This window comes from Solwaraspora sp. WMMB335 (assembly GCF_049179075.1).
Lineage (GTDB): Bacteria > Actinomycetota > Actinomycetes > Mycobacteriales > Micromonosporaceae > Micromonospora_E.
In genome coordinates, this window is sequence record NZ_JBMHMF010000001.1 from 2,784,062 (window position 1) to 2,805,278 (window position 21,217).

Annotated in this window: 17 protein-coding genes; 13 read left to right on the plus strand and 4 right to left on the minus strand. The window is 68.7% G+C overall.

The genetic code is table 11. From position 1 onward, the window contains the following. The first annotated feature begins 348 nt into the window (after positions 1–348). The 4 genes from ACN27F_RS11880 to ACN27F_RS11895 all read left to right on the plus strand — a co-directional run bounded on the left by ACN27F_RS11880 (position 349) and on the right by ACN27F_RS11895 (position 5,125). On the plus strand, positions 349–3,117 hold the full coding sequence (locus tag ACN27F_RS11880) for an ATP-binding protein (protein ID WP_421433351.1): 2,769 nt from the start codon (positions 349–351) through the stop codon (positions 3,115–3,117). Between the two features lie 140 nt (positions 3,118–3,257). Next, positions 3,258–3,455 (plus strand): hypothetical protein, encoded by a 198-nt coding sequence (locus tag ACN27F_RS11885; protein WP_421433352.1) that lies wholly within the window; start codon positions 3,258–3,260, stop codon positions 3,453–3,455. Between the two features lie 15 nt (positions 3,456–3,470). Then, complete coding sequence (locus ACN27F_RS11890; protein WP_421433354.1) at positions 3,471–4,661, plus strand: FxsB family cyclophane-forming radical SAM/SPASM peptide maturase; 1,191 nt, start codon at positions 3,471–3,473, stop codon at positions 4,659–4,661. After that, positions 4,658–5,125, plus strand: coding sequence for a GNAT family N-acetyltransferase (locus ACN27F_RS11895; protein ID WP_421433355.1), 468 nt, complete (start codon positions 4,658–4,660; stop codon positions 5,123–5,125). Before ACN27F_RS11890 ends, ACN27F_RS11895 begins: the two co-directional genes overlap by 4 nt. Positions 5,126–5,617: 492 nt before the next feature. On the opposite strand, the gene ACN27F_RS11900 is transcribed toward ACN27F_RS11895, so the two are convergent. Next, the gene (locus ACN27F_RS11900; protein ID WP_421433356.1) at positions 5,618–5,983 is read right to left on the minus strand and encodes a DoxX family protein; all 366 of its coding nucleotides are present in this window, start codon (positions 5,981–5,983) and stop codon (positions 5,618–5,620) included. A 128-nt stretch (positions 5,984–6,111) separates the two neighbouring features. Here ACN27F_RS11900 and ACN27F_RS11905 point away from each other — a divergent pair, with 128 nt between their 5' ends. Both ACN27F_RS11905 and ACN27F_RS11910 read left to right on the plus strand, forming a co-directional pair. Next, positions 6,112–6,504 carry a winged helix-turn-helix transcriptional regulator gene (locus tag ACN27F_RS11905; protein WP_421433357.1) on the plus strand — a complete coding sequence of 131 codons (393 nt, stop codon included), beginning with the start codon at positions 6,112–6,114 and terminating at the stop codon, positions 6,502–6,504. A gap of 63 nt (positions 6,505–6,567) precedes the next feature. Continuing rightward, positions 6,568–8,025: a LamG-like jellyroll fold domain-containing protein gene (locus tag ACN27F_RS11910; protein WP_421433358.1), complete on the plus strand. Its 1,458-nt coding sequence runs from the start codon at positions 6,568–6,570 to the stop codon at positions 8,023–8,025. A 28-nt stretch (positions 8,026–8,053) separates the two neighbouring features. Here ACN27F_RS11910 and ACN27F_RS11915 read toward each other — a convergent pair whose 3' ends face one another. Further along, entirely contained in the window at positions 8,054–8,947 is an 894-nt protein-coding gene (locus tag ACN27F_RS11915) for an SDR family NAD(P)-dependent oxidoreductase (protein WP_421433359.1), read from the minus strand. Positions 8,948–9,026: 79 nt separating this feature from the next. Between ACN27F_RS11915 and ACN27F_RS11920 the strand changes: the two genes are divergently transcribed. Further along, positions 9,027–9,644, plus strand: a complete 618-nt coding sequence (locus tag ACN27F_RS11920) for a TetR/AcrR family transcriptional regulator (RefSeq protein WP_421433360.1) — start codon at positions 9,027–9,029, stop codon at positions 9,642–9,644. Between the two features lie 70 nt (positions 9,645–9,714). Here the strand turns inward: ACN27F_RS11920 and ACN27F_RS11925 are convergent, their stop codons facing one another. Further along, a complete protein-coding gene (locus ACN27F_RS11925; RefSeq protein ID WP_421433361.1) occupies positions 9,715–11,079 on the minus strand; it encodes a peptide ligase PGM1-related protein in 1,365 nt (454 codons plus the stop codon). Between the two features lie 522 nt (positions 11,080–11,601). Here ACN27F_RS11925 and ACN27F_RS11930 point away from each other — a divergent pair. Genes ACN27F_RS11930 through ACN27F_RS11945 form a run of 4 tightly spaced genes read left to right on the plus strand, consistent with a single transcriptional unit; the run spans position 11,602 to position 15,434 of the window. Then, entirely contained in the window at positions 11,602–12,519 is a 918-nt protein-coding gene (locus ACN27F_RS11930; RefSeq protein ID WP_421440138.1) for a 2OG-Fe dioxygenase family protein, read from the plus strand. A gap of 12 nt (positions 12,520–12,531) precedes the next feature. Further along, positions 12,532–12,960: a GFA family protein gene (locus tag ACN27F_RS11935; RefSeq protein ID WP_421433362.1), complete on the plus strand. Its 429-nt coding sequence runs from the start codon at positions 12,532–12,534 to the stop codon at positions 12,958–12,960. Then, positions 12,961–14,163: a MalY/PatB family protein gene (locus ACN27F_RS11940; protein WP_421433363.1), complete on the plus strand. Its 1,203-nt coding sequence runs from the start codon at positions 12,961–12,963 to the stop codon at positions 14,161–14,163. It abuts the gene before it with no gap. Positions 14,164–14,168: 5 nt separating this feature from the next. Beyond that, positions 14,169–15,434, plus strand: a complete 1,266-nt coding sequence (locus tag ACN27F_RS11945; protein ID WP_421440140.1) for an MFS transporter — start codon at positions 14,169–14,171, stop codon at positions 15,432–15,434. Here ACN27F_RS11945 and ACN27F_RS11950 read toward each other — a convergent pair whose 3' ends face one another. Continuing rightward, positions 15,435–16,472: a helix-turn-helix transcriptional regulator gene (locus ACN27F_RS11950; protein WP_421433364.1), complete on the minus strand. Its 1,038-nt coding sequence runs from the start codon at positions 16,470–16,472 to the stop codon at positions 15,435–15,437. 97 nt (positions 16,473–16,569) lie between these two features. On the opposite strand from ACN27F_RS11950, the gene ACN27F_RS11955 reads away from it, so the two are divergent. Both ACN27F_RS11955 and ACN27F_RS11960 read left to right on the plus strand, forming a co-directional pair. Then, positions 16,570–17,256: an alpha/beta fold hydrolase gene (locus ACN27F_RS11955; RefSeq protein WP_421433365.1), complete on the plus strand. Its 687-nt coding sequence runs from the start codon at positions 16,570–16,572 to the stop codon at positions 17,254–17,256. A gap of 416 nt (positions 17,257–17,672) precedes the next feature. After that, positions 17,673–21,215: an AAA domain-containing protein gene (locus ACN27F_RS11960; RefSeq protein ID WP_421433366.1), complete on the plus strand. Its 3,543-nt coding sequence runs from the start codon at positions 17,673–17,675 to the stop codon at positions 21,213–21,215. Positions 21,216–21,217 lie beyond the last annotated feature (2 nt).

Consider the following 21,217-nt stretch of genomic DNA (forward strand, 5'->3'; position numbering starts at 1 on the left):
CGGGCACGCGTCTCCGATAGCCTGTTACTCCCACGCCTCGTGCGGATGATCCCGGTGGCCGGCGGGCCCCTCCCCATCACCCTCGTCTCGCCGGCCACCGCCGGCGGTCCCGCTGACCGGCGTCCGGCACGCCCGGCATGGGCTCAGCACCCAGAGCCACCGGCTCCGGCCGGACGCGGCCCGCGGCGCCGAGCTAGTCGATCGAAAACCGACAATCGGTCGGTCTGCCGCTTGACGACAGTGACAGCAGCGGGACAATCCTAATGTTGAAAGATGGGAATGCGGCGCGCTGGCGCAATCATGGTCGTCGCAGGCGGCGCTGCCGCTGCCAGCATGATGATCGGCCTGGTGACCAACGCCGCTTCCGAGCAGGAGTGGCCGGGTCAGCTCAGACTCATGCAGCAACATCCCTGGCTCGCTCTGGCAGCGCTCTCCCTGATTACCATCGCGCTGACCGCGACGTTCGCCCTCATCTCGGACGCACCGACCACGGTGCGCCGAGCGGTGGGACTGGCCACGACGGTCGAACCCGGACCAACCGCAGAGCCGACACGGGCGGCGGAGCCGGGACCGACAGCCGCGGTGGTCATGCGGTCACTACCACGCGCTGCGGGCGACTTCACCGACCGCAGCGACGAGCTGAGTCGGCTCGTGGATGTCGTCGAGCGGGCCGCCACCACCACATCCCAGCTGCCGATCATCGCGATCGATGGCATGGCCGGGATCGGTAAGACCAGCTTCGCCGTACACGCCAGCCGTCGTCTCGCGGCTCGCTTTCCCGACGGCCAACTGTTCGTCAACCTCAACGGCCACACGGTGGGCCAGCGGCCCGTCCTGCCCGCCGACGCACTCGCCTGCCTCCTCCTCGCCGACGGGGTGTCCGCGCACGCGATACCGGCGATGGACGACCAGCAGGCGGTCATCCAGGCACGCGGGTCGCTGTGGCGCAGCAGGCTGGACAACCAGCGAAAAATCATCATCCTCGACAATGCCCTTGATTTTCCGCAAATCGAGCCGCTGCTACCCGGAGACGGCTCCTGCCTCGTGATCGTGACAAGCCGCCGCCGGCTGTTCGGCACCGATGCCGTCACCATCCCCCTGCACCCGTTGTCCAGGGCCGATACCGCGATCATGTTCACGTCACTGACCAGAGATCCGAGACGGACCGGGAATTCCACGGCAGCCGACGGATCGGGGCGGGCCGGCGACGACGGGTCGATACATCGGCTGGTCGATGTCTCCGGCGGCCTGCCGTTGGCGATCGCGCTGCTCGCCGCCCAGATCATTCACCATCCGAGCTGGACCTACAGCGATCTCGACCACCATCTGCGACGTGGCCCGCACCGTCGACGTGACATCCGGGCCGGACACCGCGCCGTCGCCGCCGCATTCGATCTGTCGTACCACGACCTACCAGCCGAGACACAAGACTTCTTCCGGAAGATCAGCACATTTCCCGGTCAGGATCTCGATCGTTATTCAGCTGCCGCGGTCGCCGGAACGGGGTCGGACGAAGCCCAGGACCGGCTCGACAGCTTGTTCGAGGTGCACCTCATCGAGGAAAATGAAAATCTTCGATACCGGATGCATGACCTGGTCCGCGACTACGGAACCATGCTGGCGGGGTCCGATATGAGCACCGATCAGACAGATGTCCTGCAACGCGTCGGAAACCATTATCTTGCCACGCTCGCCGACGCGAACTGGTTCCTGAGCAGGGTCCGGCTCGATCCACGTCCACGCGCCGCCGACCCGGCAGCCGCTCCGGACATAACCAGCCGCGCCGGCGCGATCCGCTGGCTGGAATCGGAACGCGCCAACCTGTTGGCCTGTATCGAGCAGGCCCGCGACCACCAGCTGCACCGCCTGGTCATCCGGCTCGCCGCTGCGGTGGCGCCGTTTCTACGGCAGGCCGGTCCGTGGGACCAGGCGGCGAAGCTGCACCGATCCGCTGCGGACACCGCGCACACGGCCGGTGATTCCACCGCCGAGGCGGAAGCACTGCTCAACCTGGGCGTCGTCCGGCGCATGATGGGCTCGTACGCCGACGCGCTGGCGGCGTTCACCGACGCCCTGGGCATCTACCGCAGCCTCGACCAAGCGCCGGGGCAGGCCGCGGTGCTCAACCAGATGGGCATCGTCTGGTATCTCACCGGCGACCACGGCGCTGCCGAACAGGCCCAGATCGAGTCCCGCCAGCGGGCGCGCGAAGCCGGCGACCAGCTCATCGAGGCGAACGCGCTCGCCGATCTCGGGATGGTCCACCGGCAGACCAGCCGCTACCGGTCGTCCGCGCAGGCCCAGTCCGCCGCGCTGGAGATCTACCGACGCCTGGAAGACCAGTACGGCCAGGCCAACGCCCTGCGGGACCTGGGGGTGGTCGCCTGCCAGCGAGGCGACCACGAGTACGCGTTGGACTGCCACCGCCAGGCGATCGACCTCTACCGACAACTCGACGACCGGTTGCACCAGGCGTACACGCTCAACGAAATGGGCGTCGTGTACCGCTACCGCGGGCAACTCGACGCCGCCCGCACCGCCAGCGAGCAGGCACTACGGATCAACGCGGGCCTCGGCGACCGCTTTGTCGAAGCGACCGGTCTCAAACAGCTGGCCGTCGTGCAACGGCTGGCCGGCGACGCGGCGGGAGCGGCCGTGACCCAGGAGCGTGCGCTGGCCGTGTTCGAGGAGATCGGTAGCCGCACCGGGACCGGCGCGGCACTGGCCGAGCTGGGACTGCTCGCCGGACAGGCCGGCGACATGGGACTCGCCGGACAGCGGTTGGACCGGGCGGAGGCGATCGCCGCCCAAACCGGCGACCGGTACGCCGAGGCGGAGATTCGCAATCACCGTGCCGCGGTGCTGCTGCGACATTCGCAGGACCGCCAGGCGGTCGAAGCCGCAGTGGCGGCGGCCGCGATCGCCCGCGAGATCGAATGTCCGCTGGAACAGGCGCGTGGGCAGTATCTGTCCGGCCTCGCCCGGCACGCGGGTGGCGATCTCGATGGGGCGCGGTCCGACCTGGCCGAGGCTCTGGCGACGTACGAGCAGCTGCGTCTGCCACAGGCAATGGCCCAGGTACGGACGGCGATCTCGCAGGTCAACGAAATTCGGTGACCGGGTTGGTAACGGGTGCCCTCTGTCGTACCGCAAATAGTGCGAACCAACAATCGGATCACTTACGTTGATATTCCTGCCGGGCCTACGCTTTCAATCGCAAGGAACACGCGACGAATCAACAAGATCGAGGTTTCGAGATGGCTCATCCGAACGACTCGTCGACCCCGGCCGGAGCAACGGTCCGGCCGGACGACGGTGGCCATGGCGCCGCTGCGCCGCCCGCCGCGCTGGCGCAGATCGTGGCCCGCGTCCAGCAGCGGATCGCGGCCGACAACGATGGACCGCGACCGGCCTCCGGTGGGCACCCGGCGTCGACCGGATCAGGTCAGCGCTGACCGTCCGACGGTGTCATGGCCGCCTTCGACACGTTCGTACTCAAGGTCGCCAACCGCTGCAACATCGACTGCGACTACTGTTACGTGTTCAACCGTGTCGACCAGCGGGCGCGTCGGTTGCCCGCCCGGATGGGGTTGCCGGTGGCGAGCGCCGCGGCCGACCGGATAGCCGAATACGCCATCCGCAACCGACTCCACCGGGTACACGTCGTGTTGCATGGCGGGGAGCCGCTGCTGGCCGGCGTGGCGCACCTCGACGCGCTGCTGAGCACGGTTCTCGTTCGGGTCGGCGCGGTCAGCGACGTCCACCTGCAACTGCAGACGAACGCGACGCTGGTCCATCCTGGCTGGCTCGATCTGTTCGAGCGGCTTCAGGTCGCCGTCGGGGTCAGCCTCGACGGCCCGCCGCAGGCCAACGATCTGCACCGGTTGACCCGGGCCGGCAGGTCGACCGCCGCCGCCGCAGAGCGCGGCATCGCGCTGCTGCGCAGCCGGCCCGGCCTGCTCGCCGGGGTGCTGGCCGTGGTGGATCTCGGCAACGACCCGGTCGAGGTGTACCGACACCTCGCCGGGCTGGCACCTCCGATGATCGACTTCAACCTGCCACACGCGACGTACGACGAGCCGCCGCCGCGGGCCGGGCACCCCGACGACGCGTACGGCCGGTGGCTCGCCGGGGTCTACGACGCCTGGCTCGCCGACAGCGGCCAGGTCCCGCAGATCCGGGTACTCGAGGACATCGTGGCGCTCAGTTGCGGCGCGCGGGGCTCCGTCGAATCGCTCGGCCTCGCCCCGTCCGGGGTCGTGGTGATCGAATCCGATGGTGGGATCGAGAGCACCGACGCGTTGCGGGCCACCGCCAAAGGCGCCAGCCAGGTAGGCATGAACGTGTTCACGCACGGTCTGGACGACGCCGTGGCACATCCCGAGGTACGGCTACGGCGAGGTGGCCGCGACACGCTGGCCGGCACCTGCCTGCGCTGCGACCTCGTCGAGGTCTGCGGCGGTGGGCACATCGCCCACCGGTACCGGGCCGCAGACGGATTCCGCAACCCGTCCGTCTACTGTGCTGATCTTGACTATGTGATCAGGCATGTACAGCAGTCGATAGCGCGTCATCCGGACACCGGGCTGATCCTGCGCACCACGCACCGACACACCATGGCCGCCGGCGACCCCGGCGCGGGCAGAGGGAGAGTTCCTTGACGACAGCCAAGATCCGTAAGGCCACCCCGCAGGACGTGGCGCAGCTCGCGACCCTCATCGGCGAGATCGAACGGTTCTACGGGGCGAGCCACATCCAGGACTACGAGGAGCGGGTCGAGCAGGTCAGAGAGGCGCTGTTCGGCGTACCGCCGATCGCTTCCGTCCTGATCGCCGAGGACGACCGCGGCCAGCACCTCGGCCTGGCCGCCTACTCCTATCTCTGGCCGGCGGCCGGATCGACCCACTCGCTGTTCCTCAAGGAGCTGTTCGTCCGTGAACCGGGCCGACGCAGGGGTATCGGTTCGCAGCTCGTCAGCCGGCTCCGGCAGATCGCGGCCGAGCGGCCCGGCTGTACGCGGATGGAGTGGAACACCGACCGGGACAATCCGGCCGCCCGCTCGTTCTACCAGTCGCTCGGCTTCCCGGAACACAACGGCAAGATCGTCTACCGGATCACGTGTTGATTGGCGAGTGCTCACGGCCCGATGTGCCGGGTGACTGCCCACTCTCGCATTGGTATTCTTGAATACATTTGTCCGGTCGGTGACCGTCCACCCGGGTCCGAGTGTCGTGACCGGCCCACCCCGACCCGGCACCGACCGGATCCCCCCGCAAGGAGCCACCAGCGCCATCCGGAAGGAAGCAGATGAAGCGTGTCCTCCTGCGCGCGGCGACCGTCCTCGCCGCCGCGCTCACCGCCGGCGCCATCGCAGCCAGCGGCGCGACGGCCAGTCCCGCCATCACACGACGGTTGGGGACCGGCCGCTGCCCGACGATCCGATCTCGGCGCGAACAGCGCCGTCCGTGGCATCGACCGGGTGGTGATCCAGGTCTGCCGGGTATCGCTGCTCGGCACCAGCCCGATCCCCGACTACTGCGGCCGCGCGTACACGTTCACCCCGATCTTCCCGACCGCACCCGTCTGAATGTGAGCGCCCTGGTCTCGGCTGACCCGGTCAGATCCAGATGGTGCCCAGCCAGGCGGTCACGGCAGCGGCCACCAGCAGGCCGATGTTGAGCCCGATCAGCCGGGCCTCACCCCGGGACAGGTGGACCACGATGCCACCGGCCTGGACCAGGACCAGGCCGATCGCGGCGGCGATGGCGAGCCAGGCCGCGATCCCGGTCAGCGGTGGCAGGACCAGGCCGGCCGCGCCGAGCACCTCCAGCACCCCGATGGTCCGGACCAGCGGCATCGGGACCCGGTCGACCCAGCCCATCATGGGTCGGAGCTGCTCCCGGCTCTGGGCGACCTTCTTGCCGCCGGCGTAGAGGTAGAAGACCGCCAGCAAGGCGGCGATGATCCAGTAGGCCAGTTCCATGGTTGCTCCTCGACGGGCGAAATCGACGGCACCAGTACGGTTACCATCCGTAAGTAGCCACATCATGCGGCACGGTCGAGAGGCTTACAAAAGGCACACGCGTGTGCGTGAGGCACAGGGAGTTGTCGGTGTCGGAGTACCAGCACACCTGCATGATCCGAGGCGACGCGGGCGCGACGATCCGCCCGATCCTCGACCGGATCTGCAACAAGTGGACGCTGCTGATCGTGGTGACCCTCGACCGGGGCACGCTGCGCTTCACCGACCTGCAGCACCAGATCCCGGGAATCTCCCAGCGCATGCTCACCTTGACGCTGCGGAACCTGGAGCGGGACGGCCTGATCACCCGGACGGTGTACGCGGAAGTCCCGCCCCGGGTGGAGTACGCGTTGACCCCGACCGGCAAGAGCCTGATCCCGCCCGCACTGGCCCTGGCCAGCTGGGCGATCGAACACGTGCCGCACATCGAGGCCAGCCGGGCCGCCCACCAGATTGGACCGTCGGCGACAAACGGCTCGTAGCATCGACGGGTTTGCCGCCTGTCGATGCCTTCGGGCAGGATCCGTTCGGGAGGATCACATCGAATGGCGACAGCGCACCTGATTCTGAGCATCGGCAACAGTCACACCATCGGCCGGGACAAGTCCGTCGACCGGGACCGGTTCCACCCGAAGGTGTACCAGTGGACGAAGGACGGTGCCCTCGACCGGCCGTCCCGGGCGATGCTCGACCACGTCGACGGGGAGTCGGACGAGTTCTCCCCCGATCTCACCTTCGCCGACGCCTACCTCGCCGCGAATCCGTCGATCGACATGCTGGTGTTCGTGCCGCACGCGGAGGGCGGCACCGGCTTCAAGGACAAGAGGGAGAACTGGTCCCTCGGTGGACGTCTGCTGACCGGCGCGGTCGACCGGTACAACGCCGCGCACGCGGCGCTGGTCGCCACCGGAACCTCGGTCGTGCCGGCCGGCGCGCTGTTCCACAACGCCAACCCCGACTACGACCGGTCGGACCCGGACACGCACCGGGAAGACATCGGCAACCTCATTCGCCATCTGCGGGAGAACCTGGCGGGCTACACGCCGCGTACCCCGGTCGTCATCGGCGGCGGCATGAACGCAGCGGAGTTCGCGACGCTGGAGTCGGCCAACTTCGCGCTCTTCCAGGCGAACCTGAACGGCGCCGACAAGCGGCACCCGTACGTCGGCACCTTCGACACGATCAACCCCCGGCATGGTTTCGCCAAAGGGCTTCCGGTGCCGCAGTGCGACCCGATCCACGCGTCCCGGCTCGGCGACCAGACGATCGGGTTGCTGCGCTACTTCGCGCTCGCGCGGGCGGCGGTGAACGCCGACCCCCGATCGCCGTTCGGCGAGCTGTCCTTCGCCGCAGATCTCACCGCCTTCTGGGATTTCCGGTCCGGCACGCCGCTGGACTTCAGCGGCAACGACAACCACCTGACCCGCTTCGGCGACCAGCCGCCGCTGTACCGCCTCGATGCCCAGCTCGACGCGCTCGCCTGGGTACGCCCCGCGCCGTCGCAGACGCGGATCCACCAGGTGCCCATGCGGCTGCCGGCCAGCTACACCGTCGCGGCGTACCTGAAGCTGGACACGTTGGATGAGCCGATGGCCTTCCTGCAGCAGGCGGACGGCCCGGTGGCACATCAGCACCGACTGCAGTACAGCAGGTCGAACAAGGACATCCGGGCCGGCCACGGCGGCTCCGCCGACGCGGTCACCTTCCCCGCCTCCCTGATCGACACGACCAGCTATTTTCTGCTGACGCTGAGCTACGACGCGTCATCGGGGATCATGAAGCTGGGTCTCAACGGCACCGTGGAGTCGAAGAACGAGAACGTGTCGCCGCACGGTTCCCGGGTGGGCAGCTTCCTCGGCGCGGCCGACGCCGATGGCAGCAATCCGCTGATCGGCGCGATGGCGTACGCGATGGTGGTGGATCGCGCGCTGACGAACCCGGAGCTCAAGGAGCTGTGGCGGGCCACCGCGCTGCTCGGGTTGCCCGTACACCCCAGGTCGTGACGGCAGGATACCGGGCAGGGACAGCAAGTCAGGGTAGGGACAGCAGGTCGGCGCTGTCGGCCCACAGGGCGTCCCGGGCGTCGTCGCTGCGGGCCAGGCGCGACGGAGCGGTCCAGGTGAGCCGGTTGCGCACGACGCGGGCGTAGTAGTGCCCGGGTGGGGCCGTGACGGTGCCGAGGGTGAGGTCGGCCAGGGCCGCGGCCACCGCGTCGCGGCGGTTGAACCGGGGCATCAGCCGGGTCGCCCGGCTGAGCAGTCGCCAGGCCAGCCGCATCGCGGGCGAGGTGTCCCGTAGCAGCCCGGTGCCGGGGGTCGGTCCGGGGTCGAACGCCATGACCCGCCAGTGCCCGCTGCGGGCTTCGGGCCGGGCGGCCAGGGCACGCACGGTCAGCACGTTGCACAGTTTCGACGACGTGTACGCGCGACCGCCGGCCGCTCGCGGGTCGGTGTCGCGCCCAGGATCGGTCTCGGGGCGGGCCAGCAGACGGGCGTCCGCGTGTCGGGGTGACGTCCGCAGCAGCGTGCCGTGGTCGGGGTCGTGGGTGCCGCTGGTGGTGACAATGATGATGGCCTTCGGCGCCAGGTGCGACATCAGCAGCCGGATCAGCAGGTAGTGCGCGAGGTGGTTGACCGCGAAGGTGGTCTCGAAGCCGTCGGCGGTGCGTTGGTCACCGGTGCGGAAGGTGAGTCCGGCGTTCAGCACGAGCGCGTCGACCGGGGCGCCGTCGAGGCGGTCGGTGATGGCTCCGGCGAAGGCGCGGACACTGTCCAGCCGCGCGAGGTCCAGGGGCAGGGCGTCGGGGTCGCCCGACGCGGCGCCGCGGGTGCCGGACAGGACTCGGGTGTCTGGCCGTGCGGCCAGGCGCGCCCGAGTGTCCGCGCCGAATCCTGACGTGCCGCCGGTCATCACGATGGTCTTCACGGGTCCGACAATATGAGTGTGTCACTCATGTTGTCAACCGGAGTTCGTCACTCACTTTCCTTCGCTGGATAATGTCCCGGTGACCTCATCCTCCTCGCCTCCGCCGCAGCCCAGACGGATGCGGGCCGACGCCCAGCGCAACCGGGCCCGGATCCTGGCCGCCGCCGAGCAGGTCTTCGCGGCGGACGGCCCGTCGGCCTCGACCGAGGACCTCGCCGAGCTCGCCGGAGTGGCGATCGGCACGGTCTTTCGGCATTTCCCGACGAAGGCTGCCCTGATCGAGGCGGTGTTCGTGTCCCGGCTGCGGGCGATCACCGCCTACGCGCGGGAGATGGCCGCCGCCGATGACGTCGCTGACGGTTTCTTCGCGTTCTTCACCGAGGCCGTCCGGCAGTCGACGATCAAACACGTTTTCACCGACGCCACCGACTCAGGCGACGAGGCGATGGCCGCTGTGTGGGCGGCGATCGCCTCGGCCGGCGCCGACCTGCGCGACGCGATGAGCGAGTTGCTGGCCAGAGCGCAGCAGGCCGGTGTCGTACGCCCGGACATCGCCACACCCGAGCTGATCGGGCTGATGAACGGCACCGCGCGGGCGCTGGAGCAGGTCGGACCCGACCAGCAAGGCAGGCAACGGATCCTCGCCGTCCTGCACGACGGCCTTCGGCCCCGCCACGGCCAGGTGCCGTCACCGTAGTGTCGACAGCATGGACGTGGTTGCCGGGCGGACCCGCAGCCAGCCCGCCTACCGGACCCGCGCTGGTCGCTCAGAGCCGGTTGAGGACTCTTCCCAGCTGTTCCTCGGCACGGGACGTCTCATCCCATCCCCGGCCGACCACCACATACTCGACCGTGCCGGTGTCCTCGGTCGTGTCGTTGTAGATGATCACGCCGTGATCCGACCCCCGGGTGAACAGCAGCCCTTGCTCGTTCAGTGCCTTCGCGAGAAGGTCGCACCCGGGCGCGGGCACGTCGATCCGCGAGGCGAGGACGTAGTGGTCGAGGTAGTCCTGGCCCAGCAGCCGTCGTCCGATGGTGTCGATGCCGGTCGTGCCGCCGACCCGCCCGTTGAATTCGTTGAACAGCAGTTCGCCTGACCTGGTGAGGATCGCATCGATGTTCATCGGGCCGTAGTAGCCGAGTTGCTGGGCGACGATTGCGACCTGCTGCATGTAGGCACCCAGATGCGCGTGCAGTCTGGGCGTGAGGTCCTGTGGCGGGTAGACGCTGCCCTTCCAGGTCTCGGCCATGCGCAGGTCGCTGTAGCTCATCAGCGTCGGCGCGCCGGTCCGCGGCACGAACACGTCGGCGGACAGTTCGCGGGCCGACTCGTGGTAGACCTCGATGACGCTGTGCGCGGGACTGGCGCCGGCCGGCAGGTCGGGCACGTCCGTGAGGCCGAACGGGCTGAGTGCCGACGTGACCGTCGCACGGTCCGTCGCGGCCAGGTGGACCACGTAGTGGGCACCGGCCTGTTTGCCTCCCTCGACCGTCGTCAACAGGATATTGCCGTCTCCACCGGCATTCACGTCCTGCTTGATGATCACGGCCCCGGTGCGGGCGAGCAGTTCGGACACGCCGTCGACGAGCTCCGGTCCGCGATCCACCACGCGTCCCTCCGCGACCGGGATGCCGCAGGCCGTCGCCATCGACCGGAACACCGATTTGGAGTTGACGAGTTCCGCGGTCCCCTGCGCGAAGCGTACGGACTCCTCCGCGCCGATGCCGAGCAGGCGTTCCCAGCTCGCGATATCCCGGTCGTGTATGTAGCACTCCAGACGCCACGGATCCGCGGCGCCGTCGCCGGCGCCGACACCGTCGCCGACGCTTCCAGCCATGAGGTCGAGCAGTGCCTCGGCGAGCTGGGGTCGCCCGCCGGGATACCACCCGTCGCCGGGGTAATCAGGCAAGGAGAGCACAGTGGGCGGGGACGCGAGGCCGAGCAACTCGGTGACGTACGACAGCCAGGCATCACTGATGCTGCCCGGAAGGATCACCATGTCGCCCTCGTTCACCGACCACAGCATCCGGTTGGCGAGAAAACGGTAGGAGTCCTTCGCGTCATCCGGGACGTCATCCGGCCGAGCCGCCATCGCACGGCTGGTCGAATTGGCGAATATCAGCTTTGGCAACGGTCGTCCTCCCGGCTTGGCGTGGTGTCCCCGGGTAGGGCCTTGACCACGTTGGTGTGAATAGCGCTGCAACTCGACTCTTCGATGCCGCCGAGGCACTGGTGAAACAGGGTCGACAACGAGAAGGTGAAGCTGTCAAGCGCCGGAGTGCACCGGCATCGGCAGCGGCGGGTATCACGTGTACACGGTTCCGTGACTTCCGACAAATGTCTTCTTCCATGTTGCTCTCTTCGCAGTGCGTCCCCGTCGCGTACGTCCTCCGACCGCGCCGATCCACCTCGACCACTACGGAGCTCGACATTGGCGCGCGGGCACCGCTTACATTCAATTTAGAGATGCCGCCTTCCGTGACGGCAACTTCACGCTCAGGACCGGCGACGCACCACGCGCCGTGACCTCCACATCGGATTCCGACTCTCATCGCACTCTGTGAGGGCAATTCAGAAGAAGCGCCGATCCGCTACTCCCACCATGATGTGTGGGTCACAGAACGCTTGCCGTCAGGGTCATTTGCAGGGAGTGATGAAGGCCATGAAATACGATTCAACCATGTCCGACGTCATGGATGTGAGATCCGAATACATTCGTGCCAGATGGGCGTTCGTTGACGGAGAGCGAATGGTCTCGCTGCTGAGTTCACTCGGTGCGACGGACGAGGATTTCGAGCGGCTCAAGCTGGTAAGCGACCAGCTGAAGTCGGATCCCACGCTCCCTTTCCGAAAGAGCAGGAACGGGCGGATCTGCCTGGACCCGAAGACGCGACGCGGATATCGACTGGAATCGCAGCCCTTCGTTCTCTCCCGCGAAGAGGATTTCGTCCGGCACGACTCGGAGACGCTGCGCAGGTTCGACGAGGTGCAGGACGACCTGCAGCTGAACACCGCGCTGCAGGCGATGCTCGTCTTCAAGTTCCTCGTCATCCACGGTGTCGACGTGGCACGGCGGCCCCGGCTGGACTACGGACGCGCCGAATGGATCTGCACTTTGTTCAACCTCAGGACCGTCACGACCACGGGCCTGCTGGGCGAACCCGCACTGGAGGGCGTGCATTCCGACGGGGTCGATCACACCATGACCACGTTCCTCTCCGCACGCAACATGACCGCCGACAGCGCGCAGACCTTCCTCCACGACATGGAAGAGGCCAACGGCAGCCGGTGGAATGAGACGGATCCTGCGTTGGTCAAGGGCAGGGCGCAGCACCGCGACTTCCTGGACACCTTGCTGGTCGTCGATCACGAGTACAAGCACAGCGTCTCGCCGGTCTTCCCGATCGACGACACCGAGTCGGCCATCCGGGACATGCTCATTTTCTTCACCAGGAAGCCCACCGAGAAGGGACACGTCTCGTTCCGGTACGACTCGATCGCCCCGCACCGGACGCTGCCCATGTCGTTCGGCCTGCCCGCAGACCTCCCCGCTCTCGCACCCGCGAACTGATCGGAGTGACACATGACCCAAGAGGTGCCTGCAACGGTCGAGGCCATCGAGCGCGTGTGGTACGACGGCAGCTGTCACTGTGGCGGGGTGACGTTCGCTGCGGCGGCCAGCCGAAACCTGACCATCACACTGTGCAATTGCGGGATCTGTCACAGGCACGGCCATCAGGAACTGATGGTCCCGGAGGAGCGGTTCAAGCTGCATCAGGGGCAGGAGTTCCTCAAGCCGTACCGGTTCGGTAACCGCATCGCGGACCATACCTTCTGCGCGGTCTGCGGCGTACTGCCCTTCTACCGTCCTCGGTCGCATCCCACCGGCTATTTCAGCGTCAACGCGCGGTGCCTCGACCTCTCCCCCGCGGAGCACATCGAGTTCGTGGAGTTCGACGGTCAGAACTGGGACGCGAGCATCGCCGCTGGGAAACACGTGCTGACGGAGTAGGTGACATCGCAGGTGTGGACAGGTTTCGACACCATCACGGTGGACTCGTTGCGCGAGCGCGACGGGCTCAAGTGGGCCACGGCCGGCCCGGGCAGACTGGCGGCGTGTGTGGCCGAGATGGACTTCGGGACCGCTCCCGAGATCACGGCGGCGTTGCACGACGCGGTGAACCGCAGTCAGGTCGGTTATCTGACGCCCCAGCTGACGGCACAGCTGGCCGAGGCGTGTGCTGCCTGGCAACACGACAGGTACGGATGGGACCTGTCACCGGCTGACGTACGGCCGTTGCCGGACGTCATCCGTGCCCTGCACATCGCCGTCGAGTGCTTCTCCCAGCCCGGCTCCGCCGTCATCGTGCCGGTGCCCGCGTACCCGCCCTTCCTGGTCGTCCCCCGGCTGCTCGGTCGGCGCGTCATCGAGATCGAGATGCTGCAGTCCGGTGGGCGCTACGGCTACGACCTGGTCGCCCTCGACCGTGCCTTCGCTGCGGGCGGGAACCTGGTCGTCCTGTGCAATCCCCACAACCCCCTCGGCGCGGTCATGGAGCCCGGCGAACTACTGGCCGTCGCGGAGGTCGTCGAACGGCATCGTGGCCGGGTGTTCAGCGACGAGGTCCACGCGCCGCTCGTCTATCCGGGGCACCGCCATGTCCCGTACGCGACCATCTGTGACGCCGCGGCGGGGCATACGGTGACGGCCACGTCCACGTCGAAGGCGTGGAACGTGGCGGGGCTGAAATGTGCCCAGTTGTTGACCAGCAACGACGCCGATCGGAAGCGGTGGAGTGAACTCGGACGGCTGCACACCGACGGCACCGCCACCCTGGGCGTCCTGGCTGCCACGACCGCGTACCTGACCGGTGGGCCGTGGCTCGACACGGTGCTCGCCCGACTCGACCGCAACCGTCATCTGCTGGCCGAGTTGCTCGGCTCGCACCTGCCGATGGCCCGCTACACCCCGCCCGAAGGCACCTACCTGGGCTGGCTCGACCTGCGCGACTACCCGCCGTCCGCGGACCTCGCCGAACGCGCGCGGGTGACCGTGATGGACGGTGCCGAGTTCGGTTCGCCCGGCACGGGTTGTCTCAGGCTCAACTTCGCCACGACCCCCGCTATTCTCGCCGAGATCGTACGACGGTTGGCCCACGCCGCCGGAGCAGCGGGTCCCATACGGTCGATGACATCCCGGAGGTTGGTCCCTTGACGACAGTGGACGTGCCCGAGCGGGTACGGCCGGCCGACGACCTGCTGCGCTCCCATCGCGGCTTCCGTCTGCTGTTCGCCTCCGATGTGGTCAGCCGCACCGGCGGCCAGGTCGCGCTCGTCGCCCTGCCGCTGATCGCGGTGCTCGTGCTGGACGCCTCCGCCCGGCAGGTCGGGCTGCTGGTGGCGTCGGGCACGCTCGCCTTTCTCGTCGTCGCGCTGCCGGCCGGGGTCTGGGTGGACCGGCTACGGCAGCGGTCGGTGCTGGTGGCCGCCGATCTGACCCGCGCGCTGGCGCTGCTGTCGGTGCCGGTGACAGCCGCGTTCGGCGCGCTCAGCCTCGGGCAGCTGTACCTGGTCGCCCTGGTGATCGGTGTCGGCAATGTCTTCTTCGACGTGGCGCAGCAGGGCTACGTCACGTACCTGGTGGGCAAGGACCGTCTGCTGTCCGGGTTCGGCAAGCTGGAGGTGTCGGGGAACGGGAGTCTGCTGGTCGGGCCGCCCGCCGGAGGGGCGTTGGTCCAACTGGTCACCGCCTCGGGCGCGTTGGCGTTCAACGCGGTCTGCCACCTGGCCTCCGCCTGGCTGCTCGGCAGAATCAGACCGCGAGAGCCGCAGGTCCGGCGGCTCGGCCAGCGGCCACGGTTGGGCCGGGAACTCACGATCGGCGTACAGTACGTCGCCGGTCAACCGATCCTCCGGCTGGTCGTGCTACACGGCATGATCGCTCTGCTGTTCGAGTACGCGCTGCTCACCGTCCAGCCGTTGCTGCTGGTGGGCACGCTCGGCCTGTCGCCAGCGACGTACGGCCTGGTGACCGGGGCCGTCGCGGTCGGCGGGGTGGTCGGCGGCGTGTTCGCCAACCGCTTCGTCGCGACGTTCGGGATCGCCCGTACGCTGTGGCTGCCGTTCGCCGTGACGTTCCCGCTGCTGCTGCTCATGCCGCTGGTCGGTCAGGGCTGGCTGGTGGCGCTCTACCCGATCGGCTACGCCGCCTACATCGGCGGCAGCGCCATCCAGAACGTCGCGCAGATCACCTACCGTCAGGCCATCTGCCCGCCGGAACTGCACGGGCGGATGAACTCCGCCATGCGGTTCCTGATGTGGGGCATGATGCCGGTGGGCGGGGTGTTCGGCGGCTTCCTGGTCCAGGCCGTCGGGGAACGGACCGCTCTGTGGGTGTGCGCCGTCGGGATGCTGGCCAGCCTGCTGCCGATGCTCGGCAGACCGGTGCTTCGGCTGCCCCGCGACGCCGGCATCGGTCAGGGGTGATCACACTCCGCCAGCCGGGTCCGCGACTGCGTCTGCGGCAACTGCGCCTACGGTGACTGCGCTGGTCAGGCGGGCCGCGAGCGTAGCCACCGCGGCGCGCAGCTGTGGGCCGCCGTCGACCCGGAAGGCGAACGGCAGCCGGGCCAGCCACTCCTGCGCGTACATGCCGGGGTTGTTCGTGCTGCCGACGAGGACGCACCCATCGCCGTAGGGTTCGAGGCGACCCATCGCGGCGTGGATCCACGGCGCTACCTCGGCCGGCGGGGCCTCGACCACGACGCGGGTGGGAAACTCCCAGCCGGTGGCCAGGTTCTCCGCCACCGCCGCCACCGGGTCGAGGTCGTCGGGGGGCGTGAAGGCGCGTTCGGTCTGGCGGACCCGGCGGATCCGGTCGATCCGGTAGGTACGCAGCGCGTCGGCGCGGTGGCAGTGGCAGAGCAGATACCAGCGGCCGTGGCGCACGACGATCGCCCACGGGTCGACCTCGGCCTCCCACTCGCCGCCGGATCCGCCGCCGGACCGGCTGCCGGATCCGCCACCGGATCGGCTGCGGTAGGTCAGCGCCACGCCCCGGCGGGCGGCGATGGCGGCGACGAGCGCGCCGGCGGTGGCCGGGTCCGGGCAGGTCGGGTACCGGTCCGGCGTGGCCGAGGCGTGCTCCCGCAACGCCACCGCCTGCCGGCCGACGCTGTCCGGCAGCGCCCGGATGACCTTGTCGAGGGCGAGTCCGACGATGTCGTCGGCGGCCGTGGCAGCCGGCTGGCCGTCCAGCACCGCCATCACCAGGCCGAGCGCCTCGGGCTCGGTGAAGACGACCGGTGGCAGCCGCGTCCCGCGACCGAGCCGGTAGCCGCCGTACGGGCCGCGGGTGGACTCCACCGGGATCCCCGCCTCGCGCAGGATGCCGACGTAGCGGCGCGCGGCACGCTCGGTGACGCCCAGGCCCGCCGCGAGTTCGTCGGCCGTGACGCCCGGCCGGTTCTGCAGAATCTCGATGGTGCGCAGCGCCCGCGCGGTCGGGCTGAGGTCGGTCGGCACCCGGGCAGGTTAGAAGATCGTCCGAGGAACCGGAAGTCGATCGTCCGGAACTGGTTCTACGGTGCCTTGACGACACGTTGGAGCAAGGAGACTGATCGTGGACATTCTGCTCATCGCCGGCCTGTGGCTCGACGGCTCGGCCTGGGACGAGGTCGCACTCGCACTGCGGGAGCTCGGCCACCGGCCGGTGCCGCTGACCCTGCCGGGCCAGGGCGATGGCTCCTCCTCCGCGACCCTCGACGACCAGGTGGCGGCGGTGCTCGCCGCCGTGGACGCGGCGGCCGACCCGCCGATGGTCGTCGGACATTCGGCCGCCTGCACGCTGGCCTGGCTGGCCGCCGACGCCCGACCGGCGCGGGTGGCGAAGGTCGCCCTGATCGGCGGGTTCCCGACCGCCGACGGGCAGCCGTACGCCGACTTCTTCGAGCCGCGCGACGGCGTCGTACCCTTCCCCGGATGGGCGCCGTTCGACGGACCGGACGCCGCCGACCTGGACGAACCGGCCCGGCAGCGGATCGCGTCGGCGGCCATTCCGGTCCCCGTCGGCGTGTCCAAAGGCCTGGTACGGCTGACCGACGAGCGGCGGTTCGACGTACCGGTGCTGCTCGTCTGCCCGGAGTTCACCCCCGCCGAGGCCCGGCAGTGGATCGACGCCGGCGACGTGCCCGAGCTCGCCCGCGCCAAGCACCTGGAGTACGTCGACATCGACTCTGGCCACTGGCCGATGTTCACCCGGCCGGCCGAACTCGCCCGCCTGCTCGCCGAGGCGGCGACCGACCGCTGAGTGGTACCTGTCCTCGCCCAACGAGGTCTACCACCTGACGCAGCAGCAGGACGGCAACCTAGTCCTGTACAGGTCCGCCACCAGCGTGCTGTGGTCGTCCGGCACGCACCAGACCGTGGTGGGCGGCATGAGCATCCGGGAGACCCGGGCGCAGGCTGACGGCAAGCTGGTCGTCTACGCCGGCTCGGCCGCCACCGCTCCGGCCCAGTTCGACGTCAATGCGCCATGCCGCTCGACTTCACGTACGCCCCGCTCGACTTCACGTACGCCCCGCGCCACTCGCTGTACGTCAATGCTCTCGCCAATTCGATACCACTTTGATATAGACAGTGCACTGAGGATCGCACGGAAGCCCCGGGAACCACCAACGCTAGGATCATTCGTATCGGGGCATTAACCGGGCGACGATCGGAGTGGTGTTGGGACCGAACACGCAGACCACACGTGCGCAGATCATCCGGTTCTGGCGGACGGTGGAAATGTTCAGTCCGCAGGGTGTCGAGAAGACCGACCCGGATCGACTGGTGTTCCCGGTCAGCTCCGGGCAGCCATTACCCTGGGAAAAGAGCCACCAGCTCGCCCGGCGGAAGCTACACCGCATGCAGGCCTGGCAACATGTCGTTTACCTGGGCATCTACCGCCTCGACCACCTGTTCGAGAAGCTGGCGACGGTCTTCGGGCCGGACCAGGACAGCTATGACGAGCGGCCAGCAGGAGAGAGCGCCCTCGCCGCCTTCGTGGTCGACGAGCACGGTGTGGTCCTTCCCGAGTCGGTAGTGCTGTCGAGCTGCGCCTGGGCCACCGGCAAGGTGGTAAGGGACAAACGCCCCGACGGAGACCTACTGTCCGAGTTTCACGACGTGACATCCACATTCCGGAAGACAGTGAAGGCGATCACTGGCGAGGACGACTACTCCGATAAGCCCGTGCCGAGATGGCAGTGGTTGCCGTATCTGATAGATCACGAGCTACTCGCCTCGTGCCTGGAGACGGCGGCGGAGGTAACAGGCATCGACACGTTGCTGTCGTGCACCGAAATCAGGATCAAAAGCCAGATCGTGGCCCGCAGCGCCGCGCAGGCCGCCGGCAGCGAGTTCCTCAACAGCTTCATCATGAACGATCTCGATCTGGTCGCGGACGAGACAGCCAACGGCAGCATCGGCGTCGCGCTGCGGGACTACCTACGTCCCGAGGCCGACATCACGACCAGGGACCGGGTAAACGTACGAGATCGGACCGACGCGGTGTTGACGGCGACGGCACCGGACACCGTTCCGGCGGGACGCTGGCCGAGCCAACCGGAGCACGCGCTCGCGCTCAATCAGCAACTCGCGGTCAACGACGCCTTGAGCATGACCACCGGCGGCGTACGCGGCGTCAACGGCCCACCCGGCACAGGCAAGACCACGATGCTGCGCGACCTCGTAGCCGCGCTCGTCGTCGAGCGCGCCCACCGGCTGGCAGCGCTGACCGACCCGCGCCAGGCGTTCACCGGCCGGACGCTGCGCTGGCGGACCGCGACACGGACCCGCACCGTGAACGTGTGGCGTCCGGCCCTCACCGGCTTCGAGATGGTCGTCGCTTCGGCGAACAACGGCGCCGTACAGAACGTCACCGACGAAATCCCCGCCGCTGGGGCGATCGGCGAGTCGTGGCGGGAACAGGCCGCCGCCGTGGACTATTTCCCCGATGTCGCCACGGCGCTGCTCGCCAAAGGCCCGGACGCCACGGCCACACCGGTCACGGATCACGCGTGGGCGCTGGTCGCGGCACGGCTGGGCAACAAGAGCAACCGCAGCCGCTTCGTCGACAGGTTCTGGTACCACACCCCGGACAAACCGACGGACAGGCCAGCCGACAAACGCACGGGTGAGAGCGACGACGGTCACCGCTGGTCGGGACTGCTGTCGGTACTCAAGGAGTACGAGCAGACCGGCCCGGACGTCCCCTGGCCGCAGGCGGTGGCACAGTTTCGGGCTGCGGAAACCCGTGTGGCGCGGCTCCGTACGCAACGGACCGAGGTCTACCGGGACGTCCAGCGCCGGGCGCAGCTCGCCGAGAAGCTCGCTGACCTGCGTCACGCGGTGAAATCGGCGACGGACGCGGTCGAGGCGGCGCGACTACGGCACACGGCGGCCGTCGACGACGAACGCGCGCGGGCGGCGGAGGCCGACCGGATCGCACGGACCCGCCAGGCCGAAGCCGAACAGGACGCCCGCCGGCGCCTCGTGGCCGCCGAACAGAGCATCGCGGACGGTCAACGCCAGGCCGAACGCCTGATCGCAGGCCGTAGAGCGACCGCGGAGCGGGCTGTCCGGTCGTGGGAGGCCGAGCTGAGCCGACGGTGGCAGACCCGCGCCGCACACCAACAGTCGCGGCCGAGCCTGTGGGAGTGGTTGCGCACCCTCGGCGAGGCCTACCGGAGCTGGTCACACTACGACCGTTGGCTCCTCAACGAGGTCCACCGGGCACAAGCGTCACTCGACGCCGCGCACGCGGAGTCGAGCGCCGCCCAGCGGGAAATCGACGCCGTATATCAGGGTGTGGACGACACACGGCGCGAAGCGGACGCGATCAAGCGCAAGCTGGACGCGGGCATTCCCAAGCCAAAGGTCGACCACCCGCCGCTGGCCGCCGCCCGGCGGTCGGTCGAGTCGGCCGCCCGCGAGGTCTCGGCCGCCGACCGGGTCCTCCGCGAGACCGAGGACGCAATACGGGCAGCCGACAGCGAGCTGGCCGCGCTGGACGTCGCCCTCGCCCGGGCGGCCGATGCCCTCGGCCGGCACTACCCGGACGCCGGCTGGCACACCGATCGTCCGCGCCGGGAAACGGCGGCACCCTGGACCGACAAGGACTGGAACACGGCCCGCAGCGAGCTGTTTCTCGCCGCGTTGGCGCTGCACAAGGCGTTTCTTCGGCACAGCGCCGCCCCGCTGCGACGCAACCTGCAGGCCGCGATGGACCTGGTCAGCGGGGACGCCCCCGACGACGTGCCCGCCGATGCGGCGTTGGCGGCCTGGCAGAGCCTGTTCTTCGTCGTACCAGTGGTGTCCACCACCTTCGCCTCGTACGCCCGACTGTTCGGCCACCTCGGCAAGGAGGCGCTCGGGTGGTTGCTGATCGACGAAGCCGGCCAGGCGACGCCGCAGAACGCCGTCGGCGCGCTCTGGCGGGCCAAACGCGCCGTGGTTGTCGGCGACCCGCTGCAGCTGGAGCCGATCACCACCCTGCCGTTCCGTACCGAACAGGCGATCCGGGCCGAACTCAAGGTCGACGAGCAGTGGTCGCCCAGCCGTACCTCGGTGCAGCGTCTCGCTGACCGGCTGACGCCGCTGGGCACCTGGTTGACGGACGCCGACGACAGCAACCCGACCTGGGTCGGTGTGCCGTTGACGGTGCACCGACGCTGCGACCAACCGATGTTCGACATCGTCAACCAGGTCGCCTATGACGGCCTGATGATCGACGGCACCGGTACGGCGGCCCGGGAGAGATTTCGCGCCGACTACCCGACGCTGCCCCCGTCGAAGTGGATCGACATCGCGGGCTCCGCGGCGCAGGGTCACTGGATTCCCGACCAGGGCCGACAACTCGACCGCATCCTCGGAACGCTCGCCGACCTGGGCTTCGACATGTCGGAGGTGATGGTGATCGGCCCGTTCCGTGACGTCGCCCGTGAGGTCAGGCGGCGTACCTGGCGCTATCCCGGCTTGGTCGCCGGCACCGTACACACCGCCCAGGGCAAGCAGGCCGATGTCGTGGTGTTCGTCCTGGGCGGTGCGCCCGACCGCCTCGGCGCGCTCCGGTGGGCGTCGAGCAAGCCGAACCTGCTCAACGTCGCGGTCAGCCGGGCCAAACGCAGGCTGTACGTCATCGGGGACCGAAAGGTGTGGTCGACGATGCGCTACTTCGATGTCCTCGCGGCGAAGCTGCCCCACCAGTCCCCAATCGAACCGTAGCG